General features: G+C 57.1%; 24 protein-coding genes and 4 tRNA genes. 15 read left to right on the plus strand and 13 right to left on the minus strand.

The genetic code is table 11. From position 1 onward, the window contains the following. The first annotated feature begins 4 nt into the window (after positions 1 to 4). Positions 5 to 919, plus strand: a complete 915-nt coding sequence (locus ACR6AS_RS03070) for a DMT family transporter (RefSeq protein ID WP_111138564.1) — start codon at positions 5 to 7, stop codon at positions 917 to 919. On the opposite strand, the gene rutG is transcribed toward ACR6AS_RS03070, so the two are convergent. Genes rutG through rutA form a run of 6 tightly spaced genes read right to left on the minus strand, consistent with a single transcriptional unit; the run spans position 920 to position 5,858 of the window. After that, positions 920 to 2,248 carry a pyrimidine utilization transport protein G gene (gene rutG / locus ACR6AS_RS03075; RefSeq protein WP_367396230.1) on the minus strand — a complete coding sequence of 443 codons (1,329 nt, stop codon included), beginning with the start codon at positions 2,246 to 2,248 and terminating at the stop codon, positions 920 to 922. Positions 2,249 to 2,296: 48 nt separating this feature from the next. Further along, a complete protein-coding gene (rutF, locus tag ACR6AS_RS03080; protein WP_111138566.1) occupies positions 2,297 to 2,812 on the minus strand; it encodes an NADH-dependent FMN reductase RutF in 516 nt (171 codons plus the stop codon). After that, entirely contained in the window at positions 2,781 to 3,638 is an 858-nt protein-coding gene (rutD, locus tag ACR6AS_RS03085; protein ID WP_111138567.1) for a pyrimidine utilization protein D, read from the minus strand. Before rutD ends, rutF begins: the two co-directional genes overlap by 32 nt. Then, complete coding sequence (gene rutC, locus ACR6AS_RS03090; RefSeq protein WP_111138568.1) at positions 3,638 to 4,033, minus strand: pyrimidine utilization protein C; 396 nt, start codon at positions 4,031 to 4,033, stop codon at positions 3,638 to 3,640. The genes rutD and rutC overlap by 1 nt, the downstream gene beginning before the upstream one ends. A gap of 20 nt (positions 4,034 to 4,053) precedes the next feature. Then, a complete protein-coding gene (rutB, locus tag ACR6AS_RS03095; protein ID WP_111138569.1) occupies positions 4,054 to 4,767 on the minus strand; it encodes a pyrimidine utilization protein B in 714 nt (237 codons plus the stop codon). Beyond that, on the minus strand, positions 4,767 to 5,858 hold the full coding sequence (gene rutA, locus ACR6AS_RS03100) for a pyrimidine utilization protein A (RefSeq protein ID WP_418802358.1): 1,092 nt from the start codon (positions 5,856 to 5,858) through the stop codon (positions 4,767 to 4,769). Before rutA ends, rutB begins: the two co-directional genes overlap by 1 nt. 306 nt (positions 5,859 to 6,164) lie before the next feature. On the opposite strand from rutA, the gene rutR reads away from it, so the two are divergent. Next, a complete protein-coding gene (gene rutR / locus ACR6AS_RS03105; RefSeq protein ID WP_293773939.1) occupies positions 6,165 to 6,800 on the plus strand; it encodes an HTH-type transcriptional regulator RutR in 636 nt (211 codons plus the stop codon). A 38-nt stretch (positions 6,801 to 6,838) separates the two neighbouring features. After that, on the plus strand, positions 6,839 to 7,813 hold the full coding sequence (locus tag ACR6AS_RS03110) for a metal-dependent hydrolase (RefSeq protein ID WP_418802362.1): 975 nt from the start codon (positions 6,839 to 6,841) through the stop codon (positions 7,811 to 7,813). A 45-nt stretch (positions 7,814 to 7,858) separates the two neighbouring features. On the opposite strand, the gene cycA is transcribed toward ACR6AS_RS03110, so the two are convergent. Continuing rightward, positions 7,859 to 9,253 (minus strand): D-serine/D-alanine/glycine transporter, encoded by a 1,395-nt coding sequence (gene cycA / locus ACR6AS_RS03115; RefSeq protein WP_418802365.1) that lies wholly within the window; start codon positions 9,251 to 9,253, stop codon positions 7,859 to 7,861. A gap of 285 nt (positions 9,254 to 9,538) precedes the next feature. Here cycA and ACR6AS_RS03120 point away from each other — a divergent pair, with 285 nt between their 5' ends. From ACR6AS_RS03120 to ACR6AS_RS03130, 3 genes are all read left to right on the plus strand, one after another. Next, a complete protein-coding gene (locus tag ACR6AS_RS03120; protein WP_111138574.1) occupies positions 9,539 to 10,234 on the plus strand; it encodes an extensin-like domain-containing protein in 696 nt (231 codons plus the stop codon). A gap of 1,163 nt (positions 10,235 to 11,397) precedes the next feature. Then, the gene (locus tag ACR6AS_RS03125) at positions 11,398 to 12,120 is read left to right on the plus strand and encodes an autoinducer binding domain-containing protein (protein ID WP_434161099.1); all 723 of its coding nucleotides are present in this window, start codon (positions 11,398 to 11,400) and stop codon (positions 12,118 to 12,120) included. Between the two features lie 120 nt (positions 12,121 to 12,240). Beyond that, on the plus strand, positions 12,241 to 12,852 hold the full coding sequence (locus tag ACR6AS_RS03130) for an acyl-homoserine-lactone synthase (protein ID WP_111138576.1): 612 nt from the start codon (positions 12,241 to 12,243) through the stop codon (positions 12,850 to 12,852). A gap of 38 nt (positions 12,853 to 12,890) precedes the next feature. Here ACR6AS_RS03130 and ACR6AS_RS03135 read toward each other — a convergent pair whose 3' ends face one another. Then, entirely contained in the window at positions 12,891 to 13,115 is a 225-nt protein-coding gene (locus tag ACR6AS_RS03135; protein ID WP_111138577.1) for a DUF2594 family protein, read from the minus strand. A gap of 431 nt (positions 13,116 to 13,546) precedes the next feature. Here ACR6AS_RS03135 and uvrY point away from each other — a divergent pair, with 431 nt between their 5' ends. From uvrY to ACR6AS_RS03165, 6 genes are all read left to right on the plus strand, one after another. Then, the gene (uvrY, locus tag ACR6AS_RS03140; protein ID WP_111138578.1) at positions 13,547 to 14,206 is read left to right on the plus strand and encodes a UvrY/SirA/GacA family response regulator transcription factor; all 660 of its coding nucleotides are present in this window, start codon (positions 13,547 to 13,549) and stop codon (positions 14,204 to 14,206) included. Beyond that, positions 14,199 to 16,031, plus strand: a complete 1,833-nt coding sequence (gene uvrC, locus ACR6AS_RS03145; protein ID WP_111138579.1) for an excinuclease ABC subunit UvrC — start codon at positions 14,199 to 14,201, stop codon at positions 16,029 to 16,031. Before uvrY ends, uvrC begins: the two co-directional genes overlap by 8 nt. Before the next feature lie 69 nt (positions 16,032 to 16,100). Further along, the gene (pgsA, locus tag ACR6AS_RS03150) at positions 16,101 to 16,649 is read left to right on the plus strand and encodes a CDP-diacylglycerol--glycerol-3-phosphate 3-phosphatidyltransferase (protein ID WP_111138580.1); all 549 of its coding nucleotides are present in this window, start codon (positions 16,101 to 16,103) and stop codon (positions 16,647 to 16,649) included. A 152-nt stretch (positions 16,650 to 16,801) separates the two neighbouring features. Continuing rightward, positions 16,802 to 16,877 (plus strand) — tRNA-Gly (locus ACR6AS_RS03155). A 40-nt stretch (positions 16,878 to 16,917) separates the two neighbouring features. After that, positions 16,918 to 16,991 (plus strand) — tRNA-Cys (locus ACR6AS_RS03160). A 10-nt stretch (positions 16,992 to 17,001) separates the two neighbouring features. Continuing rightward, positions 17,002 to 17,088: transfer RNA gene (locus ACR6AS_RS03165), tRNA-Leu, on the plus strand. 111 nt (positions 17,089 to 17,199) lie between these two features. Here the strand turns inward: ACR6AS_RS03165 and ACR6AS_RS03170 are convergent. Then, positions 17,200 to 17,457, minus strand: a complete 258-nt coding sequence (locus tag ACR6AS_RS03170) for a hypothetical protein (RefSeq protein ID WP_111138581.1) — start codon at positions 17,455 to 17,457, stop codon at positions 17,200 to 17,202. Between the two features lie 208 nt (positions 17,458 to 17,665). Here ACR6AS_RS03170 and ACR6AS_RS03175 point away from each other — a divergent pair. After that, a tRNA-Leu gene (locus ACR6AS_RS03175) sits at positions 17,666 to 17,741 on the plus strand. A 591-nt stretch (positions 17,742 to 18,332) separates the two neighbouring features. Beyond that, complete coding sequence (locus ACR6AS_RS03180; RefSeq protein ID WP_111138582.1) at positions 18,333 to 18,530, plus strand: DUF6404 family protein; 198 nt, start codon at positions 18,333 to 18,335, stop codon at positions 18,528 to 18,530. Positions 18,531 to 18,568: 38 nt separating this feature from the next. Here ACR6AS_RS03180 and ACR6AS_RS03185 read toward each other — a convergent pair whose 3' ends face one another. The 4 genes from ACR6AS_RS03185 to ACR6AS_RS03200 all read right to left on the minus strand — a co-directional run bounded on the left by ACR6AS_RS03185 (position 18,569) and on the right by ACR6AS_RS03200 (position 22,173). Further along, a complete protein-coding gene (locus tag ACR6AS_RS03185) occupies positions 18,569 to 20,074 on the minus strand; it encodes a SulP family inorganic anion transporter (RefSeq protein WP_199559962.1) in 1,506 nt (501 codons plus the stop codon). A 141-nt stretch (positions 20,075 to 20,215) separates the two neighbouring features. Continuing rightward, positions 20,216 to 20,476, minus strand: a complete 261-nt coding sequence (locus tag ACR6AS_RS03190; RefSeq protein ID WP_111138583.1) for a biofilm/acid-resistance regulator YmgB/AriR — start codon at positions 20,474 to 20,476, stop codon at positions 20,216 to 20,218. A gap of 394 nt (positions 20,477 to 20,870) precedes the next feature. Further along, positions 20,871 to 21,278: a DUF2000 domain-containing protein gene (locus ACR6AS_RS03195; protein WP_111138584.1), complete on the minus strand. Its 408-nt coding sequence runs from the start codon at positions 21,276 to 21,278 to the stop codon at positions 20,871 to 20,873. A 46-nt stretch (positions 21,279 to 21,324) separates the two neighbouring features. After that, positions 21,325 to 22,173, minus strand: a complete 849-nt coding sequence (locus ACR6AS_RS03200; RefSeq protein WP_418802375.1) for an AraC family transcriptional regulator — start codon at positions 22,171 to 22,173, stop codon at positions 21,325 to 21,327. Between the two features lie 145 nt (positions 22,174 to 22,318). Here ACR6AS_RS03200 and ACR6AS_RS03205 point away from each other — a divergent pair, with 145 nt between their 5' ends. Next, positions 22,319 to 22,750: a MarR family winged helix-turn-helix transcriptional regulator gene (locus ACR6AS_RS03205; protein ID WP_111138586.1), complete on the plus strand. Its 432-nt coding sequence runs from the start codon at positions 22,319 to 22,321 to the stop codon at positions 22,748 to 22,750. Positions 22,751 to 22,752 lie beyond the last annotated feature (2 nt).

Below are 22,752 nucleotides of genomic sequence, written 5' to 3' on the forward strand. Positions count from 1 at the left end.
AATTATGTCGGACACATCCCGCGCGCTAACCCTGCGCCTGACGCGGCAGGAGCTGGTACTTCTTTTTATCACGATGATCTGGGGCGGAACCTTTCTGGTGGTGCATCGCGCGATGCAGCATTCGGGGCCGTTTTTCTTTGTCGGCCTCCGTTTCGCCACCGCCGCACTGCTGCTGGCGCTCTTTTTCCGGCGCTATCTGGCTGGCATCACCTGGCTGGAGGTAAAGGCGGGGGCGCTGATTGGTCTGTCGATTGCGGGCGGCTATGGCCTGCAGACCTGGGGGATGCAGACCATATCCAGCAGCCAGTCCGCGTTTCTTACGGCGCTCTATGTGCCGGTGGTGCCGCTGTTGCAGTGGCTGTTTCTGCGTCGTCCGCCCGGCCTGATGTCATGGCTGGGGATCGCGCTGGCCTTTACCGGCCTGCTGCTGGTGGCCGGGCCGCAGGATGGGCGCATCAGCCTGAACCAGGGTGAACTGGCGACGCTGCTGAGCACCCTGGCGATCGCCGCCGAGATCATCTTAATCAGCCGCTACGCCGGTAAGGTAGATGTCCGCCGCGTGACGCTGATCCAGCTGGCGGTGGCCTCACTGTGCGCCTTTGGGCTGATGATCCCCAACGGGGAAGGGGTGCCTGCACTCTCCACGCCGCTGCTGCTGAGCGCTCTGGGGCTGGGAGCCGCCAGCGCGCTGATTCAGGTCACCATGAACTGGGCGCAGCGCAGCGTTTCACCGACCCGCGCAACGGTGATCTATGCCGGGGAGCCGGTCTGGGCGGGCGTGGTGGGACGCATCGCGGGTGAACGTCTGCCCGGGCTGGCCTTGCTGGGCGGGGCGCTGATCGTCTGCGGGGTGATCGTCAGCGAACTGCGTCTGAAGCGAAAAAAAGCGGTGCAGCCTGCGGCCACACCGCTGGAGTAGCTAGCTCTGCTGTCGCGCCAGCGGCTCATCCTGCTGCTGCGCGGTGCGACGGCGCAGCAGCGCGTTAAGGATAATCGCGCCGAAGGTGGCCGTGCCGATCCCGCCCAGAGTGAAAGAGCCGATTTTCAGCGCGAAGTCGCCCGCGCCGAGCACCAGCGTCGTCGCCACCATAATCAGATTACTGTTCTGACCCAGATCGACATGGTTCTGCACCCAGATGCGTGCGCCTGCCACCGCAATCAGTCCGAACACCACAATAGAGGCACCGCCAATGACCGGTGCCGGAATGGTGTGGATCAGCGCACCAAACTTCGGCGAGAAACCGGCCAGAATGGCGATGACGGCGGCGGCGACAAACGCCAGCGTCGAGTAGACTTTGGTCACCGCCATCACCCCGATATTCTCAGCATAGGTGGTGACGCCGCTGCCGCCGACCGAACCGGAAAGCAGCGTGGCCAGACCGTCGCCCACAAAGGCGCGGCCCATCCAGGGATCGAGATTGCGGCCGGTCATGCCCGCCACCGCCTTTAAGTGGCCGAGGTTTTCCGCTACCAGAATGATCGCCACCGGCGCGATCAGCACCATCGCCTGCAGATCAAAGGTCGGGGCGGTGGTGTGCGGCAGGCCAAACCATGCGGCCTGTGAGAGCAGGGCAAAGTCGACCGGCTTGCCCAGCCCCAGAACGTTGGTCAGCAGCGCATAGAGTGCCCAGGCCAGGATCAGCCCGACCAGAATCAGCAGACGCTGTACCATCCCGCGGGTAAACACCGCCACCAGCCCGATGCAGAGCACGGTCATCACCGCCACCCAGCTGTCGAACGCCGAGGCGGAGACGCTGTGCACCGCAATCGGCGCCAGATTCAGGCCAATCGCCATCACCACCGCGCCAGTCACCACCGGCGGCATCAGGTTTTCGATCCAGCGCGTGCCGGACTTCATCACCACCAGCCCGATCAGCGTGTAGAGCAGGCCGCAGGCGATCACCCCGCCCAGCGCGACGCTGAGATGGGGATTCAACCCCTGACCGCTGAAACCGGTGACCGCAATCACCACACCGACAAAGGCGGCGCTCGACCCCAGATAGCTGGGCACCCGGCCGCCGGTAATAAAGAAGAACAGCAGCGTACCTGTACCCGAAACCAGAATCGCCAGATTCGGGTCCAGCCCCATCAGCAGCGGCATCAGCACCGTTGCGCCAAACATCGCCACCGCATGCTGCAAACCCAGCACCAGCGTCTGCCCCAGCGGCAGCGTCTCATCCGGGGCGATAATACCGTTTTCAGTTAATGCCGACTTCTTCTGCCATTGTGGAAACCAGGATTGTGCCATCGTCTACTCCAGAGCATCATGACTGCCGGTGGGGGGGCGAAAAAAACGTTAACGGGCTTCCTGCCGCTTCAGGGGATGGTATCCCCGGTCAAACCACGCCAGTCCGTGGTTGTCCTCACTGTGAACCACGTCCACGACTTCGCAGAACAGGGTGTCATGTGTGCCGACGCTGACAATCTGGGTAATGCGGCAGTCGAAAGAGGCGACCGCGCCGCGCAGCACGGGTGAGCCGGTGACGGCCGCTGACCACTCTGCGGCGCTGAAACGGTCAGCCATCGGGGTTTTGCCGCCGAACAGGCTGGAGAGATCTTCATGACCCGCCGCCAGCGTGTTGACGCAGAGCTGCATATTTTCGCGGAACACCGGATAAACCGAGGCGGCGCGGTTCAGGCAGACCAGCAGCGTCGGCGGCGAGTCCGTCACGCTGCACACGGCGGAGGCGGTAAACCCTGCGCGTCCGGCCGGGCCTTCGGTGGTAATGATGTTGACCGCGGCACCCAGCCGCGACATCGCATTGCGGAACGCCATCTTCTCAACGGTGGGGGTAAGGGTATCCAGGCTCATAATCTTCTCCGTAAAAGGTGAGAGCGACGCGCTCCAGCGGCTGCACGTCATCCGTCTGATCCAGCCACTGCAGCAGCAGGGCATTGAAGTGTTCGGCGTCGGTAACGCTCATGGCATGTCCGCCCCAGGCCATCCTCTCTTCGGTGGCGGCGGGCAGCGCCCGGGCCAGCGCGGCCGAGCAGCTCCACGGCACCAGCAGGTCGTCCTGACTGGCGATGACCAGCACCGGCTGGGTGATGGCCTCAGCCTGTTCGCTGAAGTCGGCATGCATCAGCGCCTGCAGCCGACACATCAGATTCTGCTGGCCCTGAAAGTGGGTGACGTGATGACGATCCTCCTCCTCCATCCGCGCCTGATGCTGCGCCATCCATTCCGCAGGATAGAGAAACAGCGGCTGCGCGCGGACAAAGGCTGCCACACCGCTGTTGAGCAACAGCGCCTGCCGCGCCTCAAAGCAGCGCCGGGTATGAGGATGCAGCGTCAGCCAGCCATTAATGACTACGATCCGTTCGATGCGCGTCGGGAAATCCAGCGCCAGCTGCAGTCCGATCAGACCGCCCAGCGCATGACCGACCAGGCTGAAGCGCAGGATGCCCCGCTGCGCCAGCGCGTCGGCCAGTTCGGCCGCCATCATCGCCATGCTGTACGCTTGCGGCAGACAGTCAGCACTGCGCCCGGTGCCGCGCTGGTCATAAAGCACCACCCGATAGCGCGCCGTCAGGGCCGCCAGTTGTGGCTGCCAGAACCCCGCCACGCCGCCCAGACCGGAGGCGAGCACCAGCGTCGGCGCATCGGGATCCTGCAGACCCAGAATATCCAGTTGCATCAGACCTCCGCGTGGCCGATGTGTGCCACAGAGGCGATCTCAATCAGCGCATCCGGCTTAACCAGTCCGCACTGAATGCAGAAACGGGCGGGCTTGTCGCCGGGAAAATAGTCGGCATAGACCTGATTAACCGCCGTGTAGTTGGCCCAGTCGGTGATAAAGATCGAGTTGAAAGTCACATCCGCCAGGCTCCCGCCTGCGGTTTCGATGACCTTTTTAATGGTCTCCAGCACATGGCGGGTCTGCGCTGCGGCATCCCCGACGTGCACCACGTTGTTCTCCGCGTCAAACGGCAGGGTGCCGGAGACGTAGACCACCCCATCCGCCAGCGTGCCCGGCACAAAGGGGGCGATAGGCGTCGTGGTGCCTGGCGGTACAATAATCGTTTTCGGCATAGCGTCATCCTCGGGTTGAATTAGCGGGCATTCAGGCTTTCGCAGAAGGTGTCGACATCCGACACCCAGCCAAAAAAGGTTTCGATGTTGAACAGCGCGGCCTGCTGAGCCGACGGCGGGCCCGCCTGATACGTGGCGTCTTCCAGCACCACGCCGAAATATTCAAGGAAGAAGCCGTCGCGCAGTGTCGACTCCACGCAGACGTTGGTGGCAATGCCGGTAAAGATCAGATGTCGAATGCCGCGGCTGCGCAGCATGCTGTCGAGCGGGGTATTGTAGAAGCCACTGTAGCGCGATTTTGGCAGCACGATGTCGCCTGGCTGCGGCACCAGTTCATCGACCAGCGCATAATCCCAGCTGCCCTTCGACAGCAGCGAACCCTGCAGCTCGGGCCGTTTACGCATGGTTTTCAGCGCATTGGATTTGTGGAAGTTGGGCGAACCGGCGTCGCCCGCCTCGACATAATCACTGTCCCAGCCGTTCTGGAACCAGATGATCTGTACGCCTGCCGCGCGGGCTGCCGTTACCGCCTGATGGATCTTCGCGATGACCGGCCTGGTGGCGGAGACATCAAAACCCGCCAGATCGAGATAGCCGCCTTCTGTGGCGTAAGCATTCTGCATATCCACCACAATCAGCGCCGACTGCGCGGGGGGAAAGGCGATCGGTTCGGGACGCGCCGGCAGTTCGACCTGAGGAATATCCCGGATGTGAGCGCAGTAAACGGTCTTCATCACGCCACCTCCTGGTGTGCGTCCAGCAGGGCGCTGCGGCAGGCCATCAGCGGCTGAATATGCTGGCCGAAGTTCTCGATCCCCTGCAGGAAATCATCAAACGTCAGCAGCACGCCGTGAGTGCCTTCCACCTGCGCCACCTCATCCAGCATCTTCGCCACGCTGGCCCAGGAGCCGACCAGTGTCCCCATGTTAATGTTGACGGCTGAAACGGGATCCGCCATCTGGCGCACGTTGGTATCGCTGCCCGATTTGGTGTCCTGCTGGCTCTGGGTGGTGAGCCATGAGAGCGCCTCTTCATCCGCACCGGCTTTGTAATGTTCCCATTTCGCCCGCGCCTCTTCGTCGGTTTCTGCCGCGATGATCATAAACAGCACGTAGGAACCCACATCGCGGCCCGCTTTCTCCGCCGCCTGCTTCATACGCACCGATGTTGCGCTGAACGCCGCTGGTGTGTTGACGCCTTTGCCGAAGCAGAAGTTGTAGTCTGCATGCTGCGCCGAGAAGGCCATACCGGCGTCGCTCTGTCCGGCGCAGATCACCTTCATCGGGCGCTGCGGCTGCGGACTGACACGGCAGTCGTTCATGGTGAAAAATTCACCTTTGAAGTCTGAGCGGCCGGTGCCCCACAGGTCACGCAGCACGGTGACATATTCGGTGAGATAGGCGTAGCGGCTGCTGAAGTACTCATCGCCGGGCCACATACCCATCTGCTCATATTCCGGTTTCTGCCAGCCGGTCACCAGATTGACGCCGAAACGTCCGCCCGAAATTGAGTCGATGGTCGAGGCCATGCGCGCCACGATCGCCGGAGGCAGCGTCAGAGTGGCGGCGGTGGCATAGATCTCAATGCGCGAGGTGACGGCGGCCAGGCCAGCCATCAGGGTGAAGGACTCCAGGTTGTGATCCCAGAATTCGGTCTTTCCGCCGAAGCCACGCAGCTTGATCATCGAGAGCGCAAAGTCGAAATGGTAATGCTCTGCTTTCAGCACGATCGCTTTGTTCAGTTCAAAGGTCGGCATGTACTGCGGTGCGTTGGACGAAATCAGCCAGCCATTGTTACCAATCGGAATAAAGACGCCTATCTTCATGTGAAACCTCGTTGCGATGGGGGAAAGGTGTTTCACGCGCGGCACTGCATCCTGCTACGTCCCTGTGGGCTGCGCTCAGTCACAATTTTGCAAACTGTGTGCCACATTTTTTATTGTGATAAATAACAATGAGTTAAAATTAACCCGAAAGAGGTAAGTGGACTGTCGGGTCCATTTCAGACCGTTTGGTCAAAAATCACTGCACGTTTTGCATGCAGGCTGAACAAAAAAGGTGCAGGCGGGCCGTTAGGCAGCTCTCCCGGCCTTTGCTATGATGCGCTGACACCAGATGGATGAGGTAAACCTGTGAAAACCGATGAAAAAAAGCCAACACGCCGTTCGCGCGCCGTCGCGGCGAAGCGGGCCGCCATCCTGGAAGCGGCACTGACCTTCTTCTCACAATTTGGCATTCACGGCACCAGTCTCGACAGGGTGGCCGAGCTGGCCGACGTCTCCAAGACTAATCTGCTCTACTATTTTCCCTCTAAAGAAGTGCTTTATGTGGCGGTGCTGAAGGAGATTCTGGATGTCTGGCTGGCTCCGCTGCGTGCGCTGACCCATGACCAGGATCCGCTGATGGCCATCCGGCACTACATCCGGCTGAAACTGGAGGTCTCGCGCGACCATCCGCAGGCGTCCCGGCTGTTCTGCCTGGAGATGCTGCAGGGCGCGCCGCTGCTGAAAGGCGAGCTGGCCGGGGATCTCAAGCAGCTGGTGGATGACAAAGCGGCGATTATCGAACGCTGGATAGCGGAAGGGCGTCTGGCGGGCGTTCAGCCGCAGCACCTGATCTTTATGCTGTGGGCCACCACGCAACACTACGCCGATTTTGCCACTCAGGTCGAGGCGGTAACCGGTCAGACGCTCAGCGATCCGGCGTTTTTCGACCAGACCGTTGAGAATGTACAGCGCATGATCATCGAAGGTATTCGCGTGCGCTGAAACAGGAGCGCCCGACGACAGGGTAACGGGAGAAAGTCATGGATTCTGTGTCGCAGTTTGTGCTGGGTTCCGCTGTCAGTGTCGCGGTGATGGGGCGTCGGGTGCCGGTCTGGCAGGCCGCGCTGGCGGGCGGGATCTGTGGAACCCTGCCGGATCTGGATGTCTTTCTCGACCACGGTGATGCGATTCGCAATATGACCCTGCATCGCACCGACAGCCATGCGCTGCTCTGGCTCACGCTCGCCTCGCCGGTGATTGCCTGGCTGATGGCGGGGCTGTTTCGTCGCGGGGTGCGATGGCCGCAGTGGTGGCCCGCAATCTGGCTGGCGCTGATTACGCATCCGCTGCTGGATCTGATGACGGTCTATGGCACCCAGCTGGGGCTGCCGCTGACCGACTACCCTTATGCGGTCGGCAGTATCTATATTGTCGATCCGCTCTATACGCTGCCGCTGCTGGCTGGTCTGGGGGTGGCGCTCTGGCGGCGCAGCGCCAGCGGGCTGCGCGCCAACCGGGCTGGACTCGCGCTGAGCACCCTTTATCTGGCGTGGAGTATGGTGATTCAGGCTGTTGCAGGCGGGCAGATTCACGATTCGCTGGTGCAGCAGCGGATCCCGACGGACAGGGTGCTGGTCACGCCCACACCCTTTAACACCCTGGTCTGGCGCAGCGTGGTGATAACGCCCGACCGCTATGGCGAAGCCTGGTGGTCGCTGTTATCGCCGTCCCGCCCGCTGCAGGTGAGGTGGTATCCGCGCCATCCTGAACTGTTCGACCGTTTCCGGGGCAACTGGTACGCAGAACGCGTTGCCTGGTTCAGCCACGGTTTCTATGCCCTGCGCGAACAGGATGGGCAGACGACGATCGCCGATCTGCGCATGGGGGAAGGGGAGGCGTATACCTTTACCTTCGGACTCGGCATGCCTGAGCAGCCCGATCCGCGACCGCAGCGTCTGCCTTACGCACGTCCGGCGCTCTCCGCCATTTTCTCAGCGCTGGCTGAACGGCTGTAAAAAAAAGCCCGGTCAGATGACCGGGCTTGTTGAGTGCGCTGACGATCAGCGGCTTCGACGACGGCGCAGCATCCAGCCTGCACCCAGCAGGGCAAACCAGAGCGGCGTTACCATCAGCGCCTGACGCGTATCCTCCTGCAGCGTCAGCAGCACCAGCACAAAGGCGAAGAAGGCCATGCAGACCCAGCACATGAATTTGCCCAGCGGCATCTTAAACGCTGACTCCGCGTGGCGCTGCGGATGCTTTTTCCGGTAGGCCAGGTAGCTGCACAGAATGATGGTCCAGACGAACATAAACAGAATGGCCGACACGGTTGTCACCAGGGTAAAGACCTTCATCACATCCGGGATCAGGTAGATCAACGCCACGCCCACCAGCAGGCAGAGGCAGGAGAAGAAGAGGCCGGTCGTAGGCACCGAACGGGCCGAGAGTCTGCCAAAGGCGCGGCTCGCCACACCCTGCTGTGACAGACCATAGAGCATACGGCTGGTCGAGAAGATGCCGCTGTTGGCCGAAGAGGCTGCCGAGGTCAGCACCACAAAGTTAACGATACTCGCCGCCGCAGGCAGGCCAATCAGAACGAACATCTCCACAAACGGGCTGCGATCGGCTATCACCTGGGTCCACGGCGTCACCGCCATAATGACCATCAGCGCCAGCACATAGAACATGATGACGCGCAACGGAATCGCATTAATCGCACGCGGTAAGACTTTATGTGGATCGTGCGTTTCTGCCGCGGCAGTGCCCACCAGTTCGATACCGACAAAAGCAAATACTGCAATCTGGAACCCGGCGAAGAAGCCGCTGATGCCTTTCGGGAACAGACCACCCTGATCCCAGATGTTGCTCAGCGCCGCCGTACCGCCACCAGGCGAGGGGTAGTGAAGACAAACCAGCACAACGCCGGTCACAATCAGCGCCACGATGGCGACGATTTTAATGATCGCGAACCAGAACTCCATTTCACCAAATAGTCTGACCGTGGCAATGTTCAGCGCCAGGAACACCACGACGCAGAGCAGGGCGCTCATCCAGATCGAGAAGCCCGGAAACCAGAGCTGAAAATAGGCGCTGATCGCCACTACGTCGGCGATGCCAGTCACGACCCAGCAGAACCAGTAGGTCCAGCCCGTAAAATAGCCCGCCCACGGGCCGAGCAGATCAGCGGCAAAATCACTGAAAGATTTGTATTCGAGGTTGGAGAGCAGCAGCTCCCCCATGGCGCGCATCACAAAGAACAGCATAAAACCGATGATCATATAAACGAAGATGATCGAGGGACCGGCCAGGCTGATCGTCTTCCCCGAGCCCATAAAGAGGCCGGTACCGATCGCACCCCCAATGGCGATAAGCTGGATGTGACGATTATGCAGATTACGCTGGAGCTTGTCGGACGCATCAGGTGCGCGCGTGGTTTCTTTAGATTGATCAACCATAGAATTGTCTTTCCTGTCTTGATGTTGTGTCAGCTCTGCTGGCTGTTAGTAAACGCGTCTGCCCGGAGGCAAGTCGGCATAAGATAGAGGAAGAGGGCCTGAATCGGGTAACGCTTTTTTATCAATTGTGAAGCCTCTGGTCCCGTGAGCGGTAATAACGCACAGTTTCGGTTACTCTTGCGTCAGTCTGGGTAATTATTCATCACGTTATGTCAGCCTCAGGGCAGAAACGGGGTTCTGCCTCTACACTTTTTATTTGTTAATCATCATGCTGCGAAGGGATCTATGCGCACGCTTATCCTGTTTTTGCTGTTAATCGCGCTGGGGTGGGGCAGCTTACCCTGGCTTAAGCAGCATCTGCCGCCGCAGTTTAATCCCTTTACCCCGCTCTCTGTGACCGATCCGCCCGGATGGATGACACAGCTTAAGATGAAACGCCTCGCCAGTGACGCCGGTGCCTGTCTGGACGTCATGCGCCGGGCGCAACAGGCGGGCTGGGTCAGCTTTACCGAGCGCCCGCCAGTCACCGGAACCTGCCCGATCAGCCAGCCGCTGCGGATTCAGAAACTGGGCCCGGTCAGCCTGAGCAGCAGTTTTCTGGCGAGCTGCCCGATGGCAGTGGCCAGCACCATGTATGCGCTGCGCAGCCGCCAGCAGACGCTCCGCGATATGCACAGTCCCCTGGTCCGGATCACCCATGTGGGCAGCTATGCCTGCCGTAATATCTACCATCGCGCGCAGGGACGACGCAGCGAACATGCCACCGCCGATGCCGTGGATATCACTGGCTTTCAGCTGGCGGATGGTCAGCGGCTGGAGGTCGGTCGTCACTGGCAGCAGCCGGCAGAGAAAGCGGCGATGCTGCATACGCTCTGGCGCGGAGGCTGTGAGGTCTTTGGTAATGCGCTGGGGCCAGACTATAACTCTGCGCACGCCTCACATTTTCATCTGGGCATGCGTGGTACAGGCTACTGCCGCTGAATCATCAGAAAGGATAAAGAACGGCGCTGATTTAATATTGATCGGACCAGCAGAAATAAAACCTCTGAATGATGGCCGTTCATCCTGCCTGACTTCATTCTCATCGGGGCAATGAGAAGGGGGAGCATGAAGGTGGTTATTTTTAGTGCCAGTTAATTTAACAGGAAAGTGCTGGCGGGCTAAACAAATTGATCAGATTTTCTGCATATTCCGATTGCGCCTGCGGCCAGCCGGATGAAATTATTTCAGAACAGCAGACGCGTGAATTAAGCTAAATTAATTGTTTATTTAAAAGGAATCGCTAAGAAATAAAAGGCGGTGTTTCCTGTGGAAAAATTATTCGCAAATGTGCCCGTAATGTGACTATCTTTAAAGTACTTTCTTTGACCGGAATAGCGCCAGTAAAGGCGTTGCTACCGTCGTGAATTGTGATCTCAGGCACATATTGCGGGCGGCAAGCTGAATTAAGTCAAATCAGGATGGGCGTGGCACTTTTCTGCAAATCAGATTATCCGTAGAGTAAAAAAAAGTATGGGTGCAGCTGGAGAGACAGGATGATACGCACTGGCGCGAAGAATAGCCTGTCACGCAGCCTGATTAAATAGCCAGCGATAACGCCAGCCATTCACTGCGGAAGCTGAGTCACTGGCGTCGTGTAAAACCGCCGGGGTCGCGGGCGGACAGCTATTCTCTCTCTGCCCGACGGAATGCTGCCCCGGCTGCAAAACAGAATGCGCTCACTGTCATCTGACTTAAGTCTTATTTCCTGATAAAAAAATAGGTGGGTCATTCCCGTTACCGTTTCGCTTATCACGCCATAATTAACGCTTTGTTTACTCTTTATTTACGCAACAGGCGCATCCTTATACGCTATTTTCACAGGTAGTTTCAGGCTCAGGATTTTTTAAACAGCACTGGCAGGGATTGAAATCCTATCAGAAAAATCTTATTCTTTTAGGGTCATTGAAATTGCTGTGATCGGCCTCACATTGTACTGGCAGGGGCGGGTTTTCACTTCCTTATCACGGTGAAAGGTTAAATGTGCTGCAGAAGCGACGGCTTTGCGCCAGGAATAATTTAATCTTCTTCTGGTCATTTATTTTAACGGATGAATTCAACTGAATAACCCTGTAAGGGCGAGTGAAAAAAAACGCTGAGGCAATATGAGCACTGAAAACTATTTCGCCTGGCGAAGTGAGGTGAAAAAACAATTTCAGGCAGTAACGCTTTCTTCTGAACTGAAAACGTTACTGCAACACTTTACTGAATCTTTAGGCTTCGACTATTTTGCCTTTCTGATTCAGCATCCGGTGCCTTTTACCCGGCCGCGTATTCATTTGCATAGCACCTACCCCCGGCTCTGGGTAAAGCGTTATGAAATGCAGAATTACTACGCTGTCGACCCGGTGCTCACATTATGTCAGCAGCCGGGCAGGGGGATGGTCTGGTCGAAAGAGCAGTTTGCTGACGCTGGCAACCTGTGGGATGAGGCGAGAGAATATGGGCTGCTGAGCGGTTTTTCGTGCTCTGCAATGGCACCAAATCGCGTCATTGGTATATTATCTATATCATCGAAACAGTCCATTCCTCTCCAGCTCTGTCATGCTGAGCTTGAGGTAAAACTACATCTTTTAGCGGAACTAAGCCTGGATACGCTGGAACGCATCCGCGATGATGCCATGATGGTATTGAAGAACGAGTTTAGTCAGCGTGAGCTGGAAATTCTGAAATGGACAGCCGAAGGGAAAACGGCGGCCGAAATTTCACTGATTTTATCTATCTCCGAACATACCGTTAACTTTCATCAGAAAAATATGCAAAAGCGTTTCAATGTTTCCAATAAAACGCAAATTGCCTGCTATGCAGCGGCAATCGGACTGATTTGAACTTAAACAACTGCCACTTTTAGCAGTTCCTTTGTTTGGATCAGTTGTCTACCCTGCGCCGGGACTTTGCCGGGCTGGCGCAAAGAATTCACAGCAACATGGGGATGTCAGAGGCGCATAATGAAAATAGTGCAAACGCAGTTAAAGGATATGCCATCCTCATTACTGGCCGAACTGGGCAGCTACCGTTACAGCGTCTTTGCGCGCGGCGAGGGGTGGTCTATTCCTCCCCGCCTCAGTACGCCAGGCCAGGAGTATGACCGCTACGATCGTTCAGACGTCACCTGGCTGATCGCCTGGAATGCCCGCTTCGGGATCAGTGGCTGTGCGCGTCTGATGCCGTGGTTCGAACCTGAACAGAGCGAAGGCATCGTATTGCCGTTCAGCCATGAGAAAGTGTGGGAGATGTCGCGCTTCTCAGCCCGGCTGGAAGTGGATGCTGAGCTGCCGCTCAATATTCTCTGGCACGCAGTACAGCTGGCAGAACTGAACGGCATGGAATATATCATCAGTTCGGCCACGCCGATGCTGGAGAAGATGTTTGAGCAGCATCAGGTGGTTTACGAACCGCTGACGCCGGGGCTCATTCTGTCGGAAGATAATCTGTTTGCGATCCGGATTCCGGTGGTCCAGCCTGCGCTGGCCGAGAAGTATCGTGGAACACGGCGTTTCAGCCCGGAAGAGGTGCTGCCGACGCTGGGTGTGTCGGTAAACTGGCAGGCACATAACTGACGAATTTGCCCCCGTCGCGGGGGGCAACATGCTTACTCTTACTGGCGGTAAGCGGTTTTAATCTGTTTGATGGTATTGCTGAACACTTCCGCCTGCGGCTTATCGCCCAGCGTCTGCACATAGCGTTCCATGTTAATAATGACTTTTCCGGCATCAGCCTGACCCATACCTTTGAGGATAAGGGTGATCATCATCTTCAGACCCGCGATTTCATCCGATAATTTCTGGGCTTCCTGCGAAGTGGCAAAATCTTCATCGCTCATGAGTTTCTCCTTGGTGAATGACAACGTAGCGGCTCACTGTCCGTACAGCAAAGCGTGAGTATATCACAGGGGCATGAAGTTGCTGACGCAACGGCTTCGCTTTGCCTTAAATAGCTGGTTTGTCCAGTGCAATTAATCAATCTCTGAAAGTAATTACTGCCGCCTCAGGCTGAGTGACTGCACCGACTTATCCGACCAGCGTCCGTTATAGAATATGATTAATCTGCTGATATACAGCAGGTTATCATTTTATTAAGCGGGCTGATTAGTTGTAAGAAAAGTCTGTTCAGGCGCCTGACGCCTGTTCGCCGTTAATCATGTAAAGCGTCCACTGTTTTACTTTGTTGATGTGCTTTTAAGGGAAAAGCGGGTATGATTACCTCTTGCAATCGTGAATTGCTTCCTCTTTTTTGGCCTCTGGAGTTTCCCCGTTGATCAGTGTGCTTCTTGTTGATGACCATGAACTTGTCCGTGCTGGTATCCGTCGCATCCTTGAGGATGTTAAAGGTCTGGCCGTGGTCGGAGAGGTGAATTGTGGCGAGGATGCGGCAAAGTGGTGCCGGACCAACCAGGTCGATGTGATCCTGATGGACATGAACATGCCGGGTATCGGTGGGCTGGAAGCGACGCGCAAAATTGTGCGCTATAACCCCGATATCAAAATCATCATGCTGACCATTCACACGGAAAATCCGCTGCCTGCTAAAGTAATGCAGGCGGGTGCCGCAGGCTACCTGAGTAAAGGGGCCGCGCCGCAGGAGGTGATCAACGCCATCCGCTCAGTGAACGCCGGGCAGCGTTACATCGCATCGGACATCGCTCAGCAGATGGCGCTGAGTCAGATTGAGCCGCAAAAAGCGGAATCCCCCTTCAGCTGTTTGTCGGAAAGGGAATTGCAGATTATGCTGATGATCACCCGTGGACAAAAGGTGACGGAAATTTCCGAGCAGTTAAATCTCAGTCCTAAAACCGTTAACAGTTACCGCTACCGGATGTTCAGTAAGCTGAATATCAGTGGCGACGTCGAGTTAACGCATCTGGCCATTCGACATGGCCTCTTCAATGCGGAGCCGTTAATCAGTAGTGAATGACGTTTTTGATTCTAAAGCCTTTCTGAGTACGGTAACCAGCAAGCCCGGTGTTTACCGCATGTATGACGCCTCAGGCACTGTCATCTATGTGGGTAAAGCCAAAGACCTGAAGAAGCGTCTGACCAGCTACTTCCGCACCCAGGTCGGCAGCCGCAAAACCGAAGCGCTGGTCAGCAATATCCAGCACATCGATGTCACCGTTACCCATACCGAAACCGAAGCGCTGCTGCTTGAGCATAACTACATCAAGCTCTATCAGCCGCGCTATAACGTGCTGCTGCGCGACGATAAATCTTACCCCTACATCTTTCTGAGCAGCGATACCCATCCGCGGCTGGCGATGCACCGTGGCGCAAAACATGCCAAAGGGGAGTACTTTGGTCCGTTTCCCAACGGCTATGCGGTGCGCGAAACCCTGGGGCTGCTGCAAAAAGTCTTTCCTATCCGTCAGTGTGAAAACAGCGTCTACCGCAATCGCTCCCGGCCCTGTCTGCAGTATCAGATAGGCCGCTGTCTGGGGCCCTGTGTGGCGGGTCTGGTCAGCGAAGAGGAGTATGCGCAGCAAACCGATTACGTGCGGCTGTTCCTGGCCGGTAAGGACGATCAGGTCCTGAACCAGCTGGTGAAACGCATGGAAGAGGCCAGCGTTGGCCTGCGCTTTGAAGAGGCGGCGCGACTGCGCGATCAGATTCAGGCGGTGCGCCGCATCACCGAGAAGCAGTTTGTCTCGAATCAGGGCGATGACCTGGATGTGATGGGCGTAGCCTATGAGGCAGGCATGGCCTGTCTGCATGTACTGTTTATCCGTCAGGGCAAGGTGCTGGGCAGCCGCAGTTACTTCCCGAAGGTGCCGGTGGATACCGACCTGGCCGAAGTCGTGCAGACCTTTGTCGGGCAGTTCTACCTGCAGGGCAGCGAGGCACGCACGCTGCCGGGTGATATCCTGCTGGACTTCACGCTGCCGGAGCGCGAGCTGCTGGCCGAGTCGCTCAGTGAACTGGCGGGGCGGCGGGTAAACATTCAGAGCAAGCCGCGCGGCGACCGCGCCCGTTACCTGAAGCTGGCGCGCACCAACGCTGCGACGGCGCTGACTACCCGGCTGTCACAGCACTCGACTATCCATCAGCGGCTGATGGCACTGGCGGAGTTTCTTGAGCTCGACAAAATCAAGCGCATGGAGTGTTTCGATATCAGTCACACCATGGGTGAGCAGACTATCGCCTCCTGTGTGGTGTTTGATCAGAACGGACCGCTGCGCGCCGATTATCGCCGCTACAACATCACCGGTATCACGCCGGGCGATGACTACGCTGCTATGAATCAGGTGCTGCGACGCCGTTATGGTAAGGCGATTGAAGAAGATAAGATCCCGGATGTGATTCTGATCGATGGCGGTAAAGGCCAGCTGGCCCAGGCACTGCAGGTTTTCGCCGAACTGGATGTGCCCTGGGACAAGAGCCGGCCCATTCTGCTGGGCGTTGCCAAAGGCAGCGATCGTAAAGCGGGACTGGAGACGCTGTTCTTCGAAGCGGAAGGTGAGGGCGTTTCCTTGCCGCCTGATGCCCCGGCGCTGCATGTGATTCAGCATATTCGTGACGACGCTCACAACCATGCAATTTCGGGCCACCGTAAAAAACGGGCCAAAGTGAAGAACACCAGCGCACTGGAAAGCATCGAAGGGGTGGGGCCAAAACGGCGTCAGCAACTGCTTAAGTACATGGGGGGCCTGCAACCGCTGCTGAATGCGTCGGTGGAGGAGATCGCCAATGTGCCCGGTATCTCGCACGCGCTGGCAGAAAAAATATACTACTCCCTGAAACACTAGCATTGAAACAGGGGGGGCAATGTAGGAACATAGGACAAATTCTACCTATATCCAGACAGTTACCGGCATATGCAATTAAACATCCCGACGTGTCTCACCCTGTTTCGAGTCGTGCTCATTCCGTTCTTTGTGCTGGCTTTCTATCTGCCGTTTTACTGGGCGCCGCTCGCGACCGCCTTAATCTTTGTTTTTGCAGCCATCACTGACTGGTTTGATGGCTTTCTGGCGCGCCGCTGGAAGCAGACGACACGCTTTGGGGCCTTTCTGGATCCGGTTGCCGATAAAGTGATGGTGGCGATTGCGCTGGTGCTGGTGGCCGAATACTTCCACGCCTGGTGGATTACGCTGCCCGCCGCGACCATGATTGCGCGCGAGATTATCATTTCTGCACTGCGTGAGTGGATGGCGGAGATTGGCAAACGCAGCAGCGTATCGGTTTCCTGGATTGGTAAAGTCAAAACCACTGCGCAGATGTTCTCCCTGTTTGCGCTGTTGTGGCGTCCTGATGCCACCGTTGTGGCCGTCGGCGTCGTCGCATTGTACATTGCTGCCGTGCTGACATTCTGGTCGATGTTCCAGTATCTGAGTGCCGCGCGTGGCGATTTGCTCGAACCGTGATCGATACGATTTAAAAAGCAGCAAACGGACGGATTGTGAGGATAATTTTATTGACTCAATCCGTCAGGTCAGTAGAATGCAACGCATCGAAAGGCAGCGAGTCTGCCAGAAGATAAGTAAAATCAGCAGGTTCGAAGAAAGTGCTGAAATTTGCGGGAATAGCTCAGTTGGTAGAGCACGACCTTGCCAAGGTCGGGGTCGCGAGTTCGAGTCTCGTTTCCCGCTCCAGATTCGCAGGTCAGGTTAGCCTGGCGGCACATCAGTTTAAGGCGCGTTGGCAGAGTGGCTATGCAGCGGATTGCAAATCCGTGTACCTCGGTTCGACTCCGGGACGCGCCTCCAGTTACACCCTGCCCGGGTGGTGAAATCGGTAGACACAAGGGATTTAAAATCCCTCGATCGTAAGGTCGTGCGGGTTCAAGTCCCGCCCCGGGCACCATATCGATTTACCAATAAAATCAATGATAAGCAGTGTCGTAAGCCGCCCCATAAGAGGCGGTTTTTTTGTGCCTGTTGTCAGATACCGCAATCCCTCTCAACGGCATTCTGTTCAGCCGCGCGAACTGAATACCAGCTCTTCATCTGTCTCACTCACCAGCACCATCTTTTGCGCCTCGCCGCTGGAGGAGACAAACGTCACTTCATTACCGATGCTGAGCGTATCGAACGCCTCCGTAGACTGTATCTGCTTCTGGATCTCCAGCACCATCCGTGATGTGAAGGGTTTTTCATTTACCTTATCAATATGATAGCTGGCGGTAAAATTGAGCTCAGGCTGATCAACGACGTAAAATTGTCCTGAAGGCATAGTTTGTACCTCGCGATAAAAGTGGCCTGACATTCTGGCCGGAACAGGTTGCCTTAAACGTAAGGTTAGCTGAATTATCACGCTGCACGGCTACCGCATATGATTTTTGCTTCCGGGTGCAGGGGGAAAAATAGCTGCCGCTTGCGCTTGCCTGTCCGGGGAGTAGCGCTACCCTTAACAGTAACAGCTGCCTTTTCAGGCACGCTGTCTGGGCATGGTATAAAGGTATTACTGCAACTCAGAATGAGTTGACGATGCGGGTTCAATTCCTGCTGCCCGGTCCACTTCCTGCCTCCGGTCTCGAAGTGCACCCACTGGCATCCGGTTGTGTGTGCATTGCGGTTCAGACCGGCTTCGGCGACCCGAAACAGGGCTGAAAACGGCAACTTTTCCCTGATCGTCAGGCTTTGGGTTGCTGTCATACAGCATGTGAATCTTTATATTCCGATTTATCAGCGGCATTACCCTTCCAGGCCAGCCTGACATGCAGGCTGGCTGAGGTACATCAGGCCTGCGGTTGTCCTGACGGGGTCATGGTGCCGGGTGCGCCAGGCGGTGGTGGTGGTGCGTCTTTACCTGGCGGTGGCGGCGGGGGAGCGTCTCTCCCTGGTGGAGGCGGCGCACAGGCGGTGAGGGTTGCAAGAATAGCCAGTGTGGATAACAGATAAGCCGTACGTTTCATCATATTTCCCTGATCGGTTAAGCGGAGCGTTAAGTATAGATAAGCGCCATAAAATCGCCTGAAACCGATGTGACCGCTGACAATCAGGAAAATCAGTCACGAATATTTTGAAACGCCTCGCAACTCACACACATTACCCATGCGTTTCACGATGGCCCGCGTTAAGGTAGCGCTTCATTTTAGAGGAGACGTTATGAATGGCATGATGAAGTTCGTCCGCGGCTGGCTGGTGTTCTCTGTTCTGTGGGGCGTATTCATGTGGTTTATGTCATGGCAGGCGCAGGGCAAAGAGCCCGGTCTGGCTGTTCTGAGCAGTCTCTACGCCGGCTTAATCTATCAGGCGTTGATCACGATGGTGGGCCGCTACCGGGCACGGCGGCAACAGGCGTAATCTGTTCTGCTGCCGGACCGGCAGCAGAACAGCCTCATTTAACCAAAGTTACCGGTCAGACGCTGATGAAAGTCGGTGCTGCGCGGATCCAGACCCTCAATCACCACTTCTGCACCATAACGCTGATAGCGATACTCAATGCCATCCAGCGCCGCGACACTGGAGGCATCCCAGATCTGCGCATGAGTCAGATCGATCGTCACCTTTTTTGGATCGTGGGCATAATCGAAATGCTCGAACAGATCGTTGCTGCTGGCAAAAAAGAGCGGGCCGCGCACCACATAGCGCACCGATTTGCCATCTGCGCTCAGCTCGCGTTCCGCATGGATAACATGGGCAATGCGGCGGGCAAACAGCAGCATGGCGAGAATCACGCCAGCCAGCACGCCCAGCGCGAGGTTCCCGGTCCAGACCGTCACCGCGACCGTCAGCACCATAATCAGCGTTTCGGACCACGGCATACGCTTCAGGGTAGCGGGCTGCAGGCTGTGCCAGTTTACGGTTTTCACGGCCACAACCATCATAATCCCGGCCAGCACCACCATCGGGATCTGCGCCATAATCTGGCTCAGCCCGGTCACCAGCAGCAGCAGAACCAGGCCAGCCGCAACCGTCGACACCCGACTGCGCGCCCGACCCAGCTCCACATTGACGATGGTCTGACCGATCATCGCGCAGCCGGCGATCCCGCCATAGAAGCCCGCCAGAATATTGGCGATCCCCAGCCCCCAGGATTCGCGACGCTTGCTGGATGGGGTGTCGGTCAGATCGTCCACCAGTTTAGCGGTCAGCAGAGACTCCATCAGGCCGACAAAGGCGATACTCAGCGCGGTGGGCCAGATAATCAGCAGCGTCTGAAGATTCAGGGGCACCAGCAGGCTATTGAAGCCCGGCAGACCCGGACTCATCGATCCCTCATCGCCGACATTCGGCATACGATAGCCCATCAGCAGGGCCACGGCCGTCACCACCACAATAGCGACCAGCGGAGAGGGAATACTCTTTATCAGCCGTGGCAGCAACAGCACGATAGCCAGCGTGACGGCAAAGAAAATCCAGACCAGTGAGGATTGCCCCCAGACGTGCGGCACCTGAGCAAAGAAGATCAGCACGCCGAGCGCATTCACAAACCCCAGCATCACGGAGCGGGGAATATAGCGCATCATGCGCGCCAGGCCTGCCACGCCAAACAGGATCTGAATCACGCCGCCCAGTACCACGGCGGGCAGAATATATTCCACGCCGTGCTGATGCACCATCGGGCCGATAACCAGCGCCACCGATCCGGCGGCCGCCGTCACCATCGCCGGACGGCCACCCAGAATCGACAGTGTCAGGCAGAGCACGACAGAGGCGATCAGGCTGACTTTCGGGTCCACGCCCGCGATGACGGAAAAAGAGATGACTTCAGGGATGAGGGCCAGCGCCGTAATCACCCCGGCCAGGCATTCGCGCGTCAGCAGCGCAGGCGAACGCAGAACGCGCCCCACGCTGATATCACCAGCCACAACCTCAGTTGCGGCCTTATCATTGGATTGAGTCATAAAGATTGCAGGCTCTTGAGTTATTTTGCTCCCGCGCGAGGGACGGGAAAATAGTAATAGCAGGTGAGGGGCAGATATTACCGGGCGTGCAGGAAAGATACCAGAAAAAGGCGGACGACTCCCTCCGTGGAATCACTGTTATTACAATGAAAAATCGTCCGGCGTTTTGTGAACCACCAGGTCGAGCAGCTGCCGGTAGACATCCAGTAACGCCCGGTCACTTTCCAGCTCCAGCCGGTGAATCAGCTTTGAAATAATGGCTTTGTTATTCACGGGCATGCCGGACTGCAGGATTTCTGCAATCACAATACCCAGGGTTTCCATCTCGCTGGCAGGCCGGCTGGCCGCAGCATTAAAATAATCGGAAATTTCTTTTTCAGTCCGGGGAAGACTATCTTGCATGTGTAATCCCTTCAGAACAGCCCGATTCCGGTTCGGATGTCAGGACAAAAGCGATCAAAAAAAACCATCACATGGACAGATGCGATGGTGCCAGCCCGGAAAGCGAGCAGATAAAAATAGCCTCTGAAGGTGGAAATCCACTGACACCTTCAGAGGCGACGCAAGTGCATCATTCGTTACAGAGTCGCATAACAACTCGTGGTAATAAAGTTATACAATGAACCCCAATCTGTACAATCGGATCCTTTGGCTAAACGTGCTATTTTTCACTTTTCAGCAGCTTATAAAGATTATTCCGAAACAAAATCTGTACAAATAACCTATACAAGCGGCCTGGCTGAATGGGCAGACGGGGAAAAAACGGGAAACCCTGTCCTGTTTCACGCCGGCAATATCAGCTGAAAAGTGCCAGTCTGGCCGTCAGCTTACGCAGGGCTTTTTTCTCACCGACAAGGGCTATACCCAGCAGACGCCATTGCTCCCGCGGCTGCGTCCGCAGCACGTCGCGTAAGGCCTGATAGTCGGTGGTGGTCTGACCCGCTTGCGGAAACAGCACCAGATCATAATCAGCCTGTTCGCAGGCTGCCCGCAGGGCATCCAGCTGCGGGTCGCTGGCGACCAGTACCGGAATACCGGTGGTGATCAGGCCGGGAGAGGAGCGAATCGCCGCATCCTCCAGAGGCTGGCCCACCAGCGACGGGTGTCGCTGTCCCAGGGTTAAGGCCATCACGGCTGCCGCGTTGGCGGCTTTACCGGGTGTCAGTATGCTGTTGAGTATCATCACACATCTGAGGTCCTGCATTACGCATCTCCTGTCCGAAAGGAAAAAACGTAGTGTGTCAGGAGGCTTAACCGGGGTCTGGAAGATTTGTGCAGGCGTGCTGATAACGCGCAGGCGACAGCTGGCAGGCACGCTTAAACCAGCGGCCCAGGTGACTCTGATCGGCAAAGCCCAGCGCGGCGGCTACATCGGCAACGGGCTCGCCCTGTGCCAGCCGACGACGCGCCTGACTCAGCCGCCACTGCACCAGCCAGGCGTGCGGGGGCAGTCCCCAGTGCGCCCGGAACAGGCGTGACAGCCGGAAACGATCCACCTGCAGGTGATGCGCCATCTGCGCCAGACCGGGGTTATCCGCATGATAAGCAATCAGCCAGTCACGCGCCTGCAGCGCCAGCCGGATATCCTGATCCTCAGGCTGGACCGGCCGGAACGCCTGGCGGTGCGGGGAGAGCAGTGCCGCGAGCCGATCGAGCGCCGCCTCTTTGATCAGGGCAGGGTGGTTGTGCCACAGGGCATCGAACGCATGCCAGACCGCATAAGCCAGCGGACGGTCGTCGCGCAATGTAGTGGCAAAATGCAGCTCAGGGTCGGCGACCCCGTCGGACGTGAGCGGAGGCAGGTGCTGCGCGATCTGCTGGGGCGAGAGATAGAGCATCCGGTAGGTGAAACCACTGTCATTGATGGCATCCCCGTCATGCAGCTCTTCCGGCTCCAGCATAAAGACCGTGCCGGGCCGACTCTGATGCTCTTTGCGTCGCGAATGAAACTGCTGTACACCTTGTTCGGTCACGCCAATCAGGTAGCTGTCGTGCCAGTGAGGATCGTAGGCGTGGCCGGTAAAATGGGCACGCAGCGCCTCGATACCGCTCGCGGCATCCCGGCGCAGGTCAACCCAGTTTGCTGATGGCTTTGGCATGGTATCCGGCTCCCGGTTGCGGTCTCTGGACATTCTGCCGCGATACACTAATTTTTAACAGATCGGACGCTTTTCATTCGCGGATCGCTTTGCGTATAATAACGTCCATACTCAATTAGATATCTTACTATTAGGCTGCTAACATTTGTCTCAGCATACACGTACCTTTACCCACTTACTGCATCTGACCGCGCACGCCTGGCGCCTGGCGGTCGATCGTCACCTTAAAGATAGCGGCCTGAGCATGAGCAGCTGGATGGCTATCGGACTGATCGCCAGCGAACCACAACGGATGACCCAGACCGAACTGGCGCAGATGCTGGGGCTGGAAGATGCCAGCATGGTGCCGCTGGTCGATCGGCTGGTGAAACAATCTCTGCTGATGCGGGTCCAGCCGCCAGAGGATCGCCGCAAACGTCATCTGGTGCTGACTGAAAAGGGCAACGAAGCGTTCGCCAGAGTGAAAACAGAGGCTGATGCACTGCGAACCGAAATGCTGGCGGATATCGACCCTGAAGATCTGGCCGTCACCGAGCGCGTTCTGCAACAACTGCTGAGTCGTATGGGAAGCATGTAACA

It is taken from the genome of Pantoea phosphatilytica (genome assembly GCF_051025615.1).
Lineage (GTDB): Bacteria > Pseudomonadota > Gammaproteobacteria > Enterobacterales > Enterobacteriaceae > Pantoea.

Bases quoted from the DNA above. Each gene is read 5' to 3' on its own strand.
- ACR6AS_RS03070 (WP_111138564.1), top strand. From the start codon at position 5: ATGTCGGACACATCCCGCGCGCTAACCCTGCGCCTGACGCGGCAGGAG.
- rutG (WP_367396230.1), bottom strand. From the start codon at position 2,248: ATGGCACAATCCTGGTTTCCACAATGGCAGAAGAAGTCGGCATTAACT.
- rutF (WP_111138566.1), bottom strand. From the start codon at position 2,812: ATGAGCCTGGATACCCTTACCCCCACCGTTGAGAAGATGGCGTTCCGC.
- rutD (WP_111138567.1), bottom strand. From the start codon at position 3,638: ATGCAACTGGATATTCTGGGTCTGCAGGATCCCGATGCGCCGACGCTG.
- rutC (WP_111138568.1), bottom strand. From the start codon at position 4,033: ATGCCGAAAACGATTATTGTACCGCCAGGCACCACGACGCCTATCGCC.
- rutB (WP_111138569.1), bottom strand. From the start codon at position 4,767: ATGAAGACCGTTTACTGCGCTCACATCCGGGATATTCCTCAGGTCGAA.
- rutA (WP_418802358.1), bottom strand. From the start codon at position 5,858: ATGAAGATAGGCGTCTTTATTCCGATTGGTAACAATGGCTGGCTGATT.
- ACR6AS_RS03110 (WP_418802362.1), top strand. From the start codon at position 6,839: ATGGATTCTGTGTCGCAGTTTGTGCTGGGTTCCGCTGTCAGTGTCGCG.
- cycA (WP_418802365.1), bottom strand. From the start codon at position 9,253: ATGGTTGATCAATCTAAAGAAACCACGCGCGCACCTGATGCGTCCGAC.
- ACR6AS_RS03120 (WP_111138574.1), top strand. From the start codon at position 9,539: ATGCGCACGCTTATCCTGTTTTTGCTGTTAATCGCGCTGGGGTGGGGC.
- ACR6AS_RS03125 (WP_434161099.1), top strand. From the start codon at position 11,398: ATGAGCACTGAAAACTATTTCGCCTGGCGAAGTGAGGTGAAAAAACAA.
- ACR6AS_RS03130 (WP_111138576.1), top strand. From the start codon at position 12,241: ATGAAAATAGTGCAAACGCAGTTAAAGGATATGCCATCCTCATTACTG.
- ACR6AS_RS03135 (WP_111138577.1), bottom strand. From the start codon at position 13,115: ATGAGCGATGAAGATTTTGCCACTTCGCAGGAAGCCCAGAAATTATCG.
- pgsA (WP_111138580.1), top strand. From the start codon at position 16,101: ATGCAATTAAACATCCCGACGTGTCTCACCCTGTTTCGAGTCGTGCTC.
- ACR6AS_RS03170 (WP_111138581.1), bottom strand. From the start codon at position 17,457: ATGCCTTCAGGACAATTTTACGTCGTTGATCAGCCTGAGCTCAATTTT.
- ACR6AS_RS03180 (WP_111138582.1), top strand. From the start codon at position 18,333: ATGAATGGCATGATGAAGTTCGTCCGCGGCTGGCTGGTGTTCTCTGTT.
- ACR6AS_RS03185 (WP_199559962.1), bottom strand. From the start codon at position 20,074: ATGACTCAATCCAATGATAAGGCCGCAACTGAGGTTGTGGCTGGTGAT.
- ACR6AS_RS03190 (WP_111138583.1), bottom strand. From the start codon at position 20,476: ATGCAAGATAGTCTTCCCCGGACTGAAAAAGAAATTTCCGATTATTTT.
- ACR6AS_RS03195 (WP_111138584.1), bottom strand. From the start codon at position 21,278: ATGCAGGACCTCAGATGTGTGATGATACTCAACAGCATACTGACACCC.
- ACR6AS_RS03200 (WP_418802375.1), bottom strand. From the start codon at position 22,173: ATGCCAAAGCCATCAGCAAACTGGGTTGACCTGCGCCGGGATGCCGCG.